The sequence below is a fragment of the Bacillus sp. MYb56 genome, assembly GCF_002976445.1.
Lineage (GTDB): Bacteria > Bacillota > Bacilli > Bacillales > Bacillaceae_G > Bacillus_A > Bacillus_A mycoides.
In genome coordinates, this window is record NZ_PCOH01000106.1 from 1 (window position 1) to 2711 (window position 2711).

1 protein-coding gene and 2 pseudogenes are annotated in these 2711 nt (G+C 34.3%); 2 read left to right on the forward strand and 1 reads right to left on the reverse strand.

All coding sequences use genetic code 11. The features are described 5' to 3' along the window. The first annotated feature begins 501 nt into the window (after positions 1-501). Positions 502-942 (forward strand): hypothetical protein, encoded by a 441-nt coding sequence (locus CQ058_RS31095; RefSeq protein WP_002144172.1) that lies wholly within the window; start codon positions 502-504, stop codon positions 940-942. Between the two features lie 314 nt (positions 943-1256). Further along, a pseudogene (locus tag CQ058_RS31100) lies at positions 1257-2091 on the forward strand (VanW family protein). A 519-nt stretch (positions 2092-2610) separates the two neighbouring features. Here CQ058_RS31100 and CQ058_RS32830 read toward each other — a convergent pair. Continuing rightward, positions 2611-2711, reverse strand: a pseudogene (locus tag CQ058_RS32830) (VOC family protein); the annotation flags it as partial.

A 2711-nucleotide genomic window follows, 5' to 3' on the forward strand; every position in this document is an offset into this window, starting at 1 on the left:
TGATTCCGTTAGGAATCCTTGATTCTTTTTTATTTATCATCTTTTTGCACCAGAAGCATAAAAATTCAGCATAAGTACTTATATTCAGGCCAAAATAATTGTTTACTTATGAAATAACTATGTGATTTTTCGGTTTTTTTGTTGTGATACATTTATTTGATAATAATATACTTTAAAAAGTTTACTTGAAGAAAAGAGCTTTGAAGGGGACTTAATAAATGGGGAAGGAGCCAATTTTGTAGATTTAGGTGATCATTTTTTCGTATTCATCACTTCACGTTCTTTGAGGAGGGAGTCTTCTTGGCTAAAATGATAAAGAAGAAAAGTAAAGTAAAATGATCGTGGAGAATGAGAAAGTGCTAAGCGAATAATACTTCTTCATAATGATTAAAGAATGGATGTTAATATATACCGTTTTAAAGATATGAATCATTACATTAAAATCCTCTTAAAAAGAATGTATGATGGTAATGTAATACAAACAGCAAGGGGGAACTTAAAATGAATTTAAATAAATTAATAGTTAGTTGTGGAGTAATTTCAGCATTAACATTTGGCGTGTTAGGTAATAATGCTTATGCTGAAGAGGTACAAAAATCAAATGATGCAATCAATGTAATTGAACATGTTCCTACAGACTTATTATTAACTCAAACACTGGATTATACTGGAGAGGCTGTAACTTCTTTTGTATATAAGGGGAGTACAGATTTAAGCTTTTTTATAAAAAATAATGGTCAAAATAAAATGGGATATAGCGTAAAAGGTCCAAATAAGGAGCCCATCGTTGGTGGTTATATAAAACCGGGTGAACAAAAAATTAATGTTACAAATGTGCGGAATGCTTTATCTCCATTACCGGTGGGAACATATAAAATTTACGTTTCAAATGATGATGGATCTACAGGACAATTCCAAGTTGCGGTAAACTCTTTGGATTAAATTTTTAAAAGCTGTTTTATAAAAAAACTACACCCTCCTCTAATTTTTAGGGCGCATCTAACCGTTGGAGGTGTAGTTAATCGTTTGATATTAAGTGGGTAAGGCTGCTTTTTATTGAATAAAATGGGCATTTCAAAGAAGTGGATTTAATTTTCGCTTACTGGGAGAGACTATAACGATTCGAGAATTATCCATAAAAGAAAAAACGAGCACTCTTATTCATAGCGAAAGGGTGCTCGTTTTCCTACTAATACACAGAAGGAGATATGCTTCCAACCACTTATAAATACGATAGAGAGAGGAGAGGAAATAAAATGAATATAGTGAACTTACGTCCTAAACAGCGTTCTAAGTATCGTATTATGCTAGGAACATGGTATTACTCTACAAAGAGGTACATCCAGTGGTTAGCAGACGGAAAAACATACGCAAAAACTTTACAACAAGAAAAGTTACCCTGTACAGCGAATTCAGCACCGAACGATACTACTTCGTAAGCTCAAGGATGTAGATATGTGGTATCAACAGAATAAAGTTGTTAATTTGAAGATTGCTATTAAACAACTAAATGGTATCGTCATTAGACCGGGAGAAACATTCTCTTACTGGCGTTTAATAGGTAAGCCTACGAGGAGAAAAGGGTATGTAGAGGGCATGATACTACACTATGGATCTTTTCAAGCAGGCATTGGAGGAGGGCTTTGTCAGCTTTCAAATTTAATATATTGGATGACCTTACATACACCACTGACAGTAACAGAGCGATATCGTCATAGCTTTGATGTCTTTCCTGATTCCAAGCGGACCCAGCCGTTTGGAAGCGGAGCGACTTGTTCCTATAACTATTTGGACTTACAAATTAAAAATGAAACGGACCAATCGTATCAACTTCACCTTTATATCACAGATAAACATTTAGTTGGTGAATGGAGAACAGCCTATCCGCAGCTTTATCAATATGAAGTTTATGAAAAAGAACACTCAATCCAATCTGCATACTGGGGTGGTTATATACGACATAATGTTATTCAACGTAGAGTATATAGCCAACAGAAACAGTTTGTAGAAGATCAATATGTAACGGAGAATCACGCTATAATGATGTACGAACCATTATTAGCTTATAATAACGAGGAAAGTGGAGATTAATATAGCACACCAGTAGTTTATCCGGTTCTGGTGCAAAAAATAATGTCATTGTGTACACTGAAATTATGCATAAAAAGTACGTCACTCTTTCCCGTTAATATAAAAGAATAGTAACGTGCTTTTAACTTTAAAAATAGCCTAAATGCTTAAGCTGATGGCGATGTGGCGGTAGCCCTTATAGGCAAAACAAACTAATTTAATACAAACAATAGGGATCAATATCTTGAACTGCTAGGACACTTTTATTCTATAAGGGGCACGGCAAAGATTACTGCTTTTTGGGACCACCCGTCATTTTAAGTTAACAGAACTGGAATTCCGTTAACTTTTTGAGGTGATTTTAACAACATTTGTTTACAGAACACATATAAACGGTGATAAAAATAAGGTTAAGGAACATATTTAAAGGGCTTCTCTTTACATATTTCAACTCTATATACTTTTAAATCACGGTTTTATCATATCGTCTTAAAGGTTTTTATAAATGGCCCGAAAAAGAAAGAATTGTTGCCGTGGGACTCATCCGAACGATTCAGCGATTTCATGCACGTTACTAAACGGATCTACGAAAGCAGCATATCGCCCTTGAGTAGGTTTATCATGCAAAAATTGAATACCCT

Bases quoted from the DNA above. Each gene is read 5' to 3' on its own strand.
- CQ058_RS31095 (WP_002144172.1), top strand. From the start codon at position 502: ATGAATTTAAATAAATTAATAGTTAGTTGTGGAGTAATTTCAGCATTA.